Raw genomic sequence first — 3,472 nt, 5'->3', positions numbered from 1 at the left:
CTGGTGCGGGTGGGGTTCGGGTTGCTGGTTGTTGTTTGAGATTTGCATAGTGGACGCGAGCATCTTTGTGGCCAAGTTTTTTAGGGCACACGGTGGATGCCTTGGCATCAGGAGCCGATGAAGGACGTGGGAGGCTGCGTTAAGCCTCGGGGAGTCGCCAACCAGACGTTGATCCGGGGATGTCCGAATGGGGAAACCTAGCACCAGTCATGTGGTGTTGCCGCCGTCTGAATGTATAGGGCGGTTGGTGGTAACGCGGGGAAGTGAAACATCTCAGTACCCGTAGGAAGAGAAAACAATAGTGATTCCGTGAGTAGTGGTGAGCGAAAGCGGATGAGGCTAAACCGTATGCGTGTGATAGCCGGCGGGCGTTGCGTGTGCGGGGTTGTGGGACCTTCTAGCAGTTTCCGCTGAGACTGCGAACAGTTATAAATCTTTCCGATAGTCGAAGGCTCTGGGAAGGGCTGCCGTAGACCGTGATAGTCGGGTAGGCGAAATCGGTTGGACTGTTTGAGGGGATCCCAAGTAGCACGGGGCCCGAGAAATCCTGTGTGAATCTGCCAGGACCACCTGGTAAGCCTAAATACTCCCTGATGACCGATAGTGAACTAGTACCGTGAGGGAAAGGTGAAAAGCGCCCCGGTGAGGGGTCGTGAAATAGTACCTGAAACCGTGTGCCTACAAGCCGTAGGAGCGTAGTCGAGCTTGCTCGGCTGTGATGTGACTGCGTGCCTTTTGAAGAATGAGCCTGCGAGTTATGGTGTGTGGCGAGGTTAACCCGTGTGGGGGAGCCGTAGCGAAAGCGAGTCTGAATAGGGCGTTTGAGTCGCATGCTGTAGACCCGAAGCGGAGTGATCTACGCATGGGCAGGTTGAAGCTCAGGTAAGACTGGGTGGAGGACCGAACCCACCAGGGTTGAAAACCTGGGGGATGACCTGTGTGTAGGGGTGAAAGGCCAATCAAACTCCGTGATAGCTGGTTCTCCCCGAAATGCATTTAGGTGCAGCGTTGCGTGTTTCTTGCCGGAGGTAGAGCACTGGATGGCCGATGGGCCCGACAAGGTTACTGACGTCAGCCAAACTCCGAATGCCGGTAAGTGAGAGCGTGGCAGTGAGACTGCGGGGGATAAGCTCCGTGGTCGAGAGGGAAACAGCCCAGACCACCGACTAAGGCCCCTAAGCGTGTGCTAAGTGGGAAAGGATGTGGAGTCGCAGTGACAACCAGGAGGTTGGCTTAGAAGCAGCCACCCTTGAAAGAGTGCGTAATAGCTCACTGGTCAAGTGATTCCGCGCCGACAATGTAGCGGGGCTCAAGTACACCGCCGAAGTCGTGGCATTCGCGCACTCCTTGTGGGTGTGTGGGTGGGTAGGGGAGCGTCGTGTTCTGGGTGAAGCATGAGAGTGATCTTGTGTGGACGGGACGCGAGTGAGAATGCAGGCATGAGTAGCGAATCGAGGGTGAGAAACCCTCGCGCCGGATGACCAAGGGTTCCTGGGCTAGGTTAATCCGCCCAGGGTAAGTCGGGGCCTAAGGCGAGGCCGACAGGCGTAGTCGATGGATAACGGGTTGATATTCCCGTACCCGCTTTGATGCGCCAATATCGAATCCAGTGATACTAAGGGTCCTTAAGTCAGTTGCCTCTTCGGAGGGGATGTTAGACCGAACGCCTGGCCTGATCTGGTAGTAGGTAAGCGATGGGGTGACGCAGGAAGGTAGTCCAGCCCAGGCGGTGGTTGTCCTGGGGTAAGCATGTAGGGTGAGGGATAGGTAAATCCGTTCCTCGTGATGCCTGAGGTGTGATGCCGAGCCGATTGCGGCGAAGTGGATGATCCTATGCTGCCGAGAAAAGCCTCTAGTGAGTGTCATGGCGGCCCGTACCCTAAACCGACTCAGGTGGTCAGGTAGAGAATACCAAGGCGATCGGGTGAACTGTGGTTAAGGAACTCGGCAAATTGCCCCCGTAACTTCGGGAGAAGGGGGACCTTCACTGGTGTAGGGCCTTTGCGTCTGAAGCTGGTGGGGGTCGCAGTGGCCAGGGGGAAGCGACTGTTTACTAAAAACACAGGTCCGTGCGAAGTCGTAAGACGATGTATACGGACTGACGCCTGCCCGGTGCCGGAACGTTAAGGGGACCGGTTAGCCGCCTTCGGGTGGCGAAGCTGAGAACTTAAGCGCCGGTAAACGGCGGTGGTAACTATAACCATCCTAAGGTAGCGAAATTCCTTGTCGGGTAAGTTCCGACCTGCACGAATGGCGTAACGACTTCCCCGCTGTCTCAACCGCAGACCCGGCGAAATTGCACTACGAGTAAAGATGCTCGTTACGCGCAGCAGGACGGAAAGACCCCGGGACCTTCACTACAGCTTGACATTGGCGTTTGGAACGTCTTGTGTAGGATAGGTGGGAGACTGTGAAGCTGTCACGCTAGTGGTGGTGGAGTCATTGGTGAAATACCACTCTGGTCGTTTTGAACGTCTAACTCTGGTCCGTGATCCGGATCGGGGACAGTGTCTGGTGGGTAGTTTAACTGGGGCGGTTGCCTCCTAAAGAGTAACGGAGGCGCCCAAAGGTTCCCTCAGCCTGGTTGGCAATCAGGTGTTGAGTGTAAGTGCACAAGGGAGCTTGACTGTGAGACTGACGGGTCGAGCAGGAGCGAAAGCTGGGACTAGTGATCCGGCATCGGCTTGTGGAAGCGGTGTCGCTCAACGGCTAAAAGGTACCCCGGGGATAACAGGCTGATCTTCCCCAAGAGTCCATATCGACGGGATGGTTTGGCACCTCGATGTCGGCTCGTCGCATCCTGGGGCTGGAGTAGGTCCCAAGGGTTGGGCTGTTCGCCCATTAAAGCGGTACGCGAGCTGGGTTTAGAACGTCGCGAGACAGTTCGGTCCCTATCCGCTGCGCGCGCAGGAGACTTGAAAGGAGCTGTCCCTAGTACGAGAGGACCGGGACGGACGAACCTCTGGTGTGCCAGTTGTACCGCCAGGTGCACGGCTGGTTGGCTACGTTCGGAAGGGATAACCGCTGAAAGCATCTAAGCGGGAAGCTCGCCTTGAGATGAGGTCTCCCACCACTTTGTGTGGGTAAGGCTCCCAATAGACGATTGGGTTGATAGGCCGGAGGTGGAAGCATGGTAACGTGTGGAGCTGACCGGTACTAATAGGCCGAGGACTTGACCACAAAGCTTTTGGTTGCTGGTGGTCGCCACGTTTTGATCCCGCATCCTGGTTTGGGGTGTGTGTGGGTTGTGTGGTTGCTGTTGGTGATCTGTTTGCTCGCGTCCACTATGTGATTCTGAGACCGCAACCGGTTGGTTGTTGTGTTTCATATGGTTACGGCGGTTTATAGCGGTGGGGAAACACCCGGTTACATTCCGAACCCGGAAGTTAAGCCCTCCAGCGCCGATGGTACTGCACCGGGGACGGTGTGGGAGAGTAGGTCACCGCCGGACAAACATTTGATGTTTGTCGTT

General features: G+C 56.2%; 2 rRNA genes. Both read left to right on the top strand.

From position 1 onward, the window contains the following. The first annotated feature begins 69 nt into the window (after positions 1–69). Positions 70–3,180 (top strand): 23S ribosomal RNA (locus MBA17_RS48900). A gap of 153 nt (positions 3,181–3,333) precedes the next feature. After that, positions 3,334–3,451: ribosomal RNA gene (rrf, locus tag MBA17_RS48895) — 5S ribosomal RNA — on the top strand. Positions 3,452–3,472 lie beyond the last annotated feature (21 nt).

This window comes from Dolomitihabitans soli, from assembly GCF_022213955.1.
GTDB classification, from domain to species: domain Bacteria; phylum Actinomycetota; class Actinomycetes; order Streptosporangiales; family Streptosporangiaceae; genus Streptosporangium_A; species Streptosporangium_A soli.
Note: the sequence above shows the minus strand (reverse complement) of the source record. Positions and strands in the feature narration are given on the sequence as shown.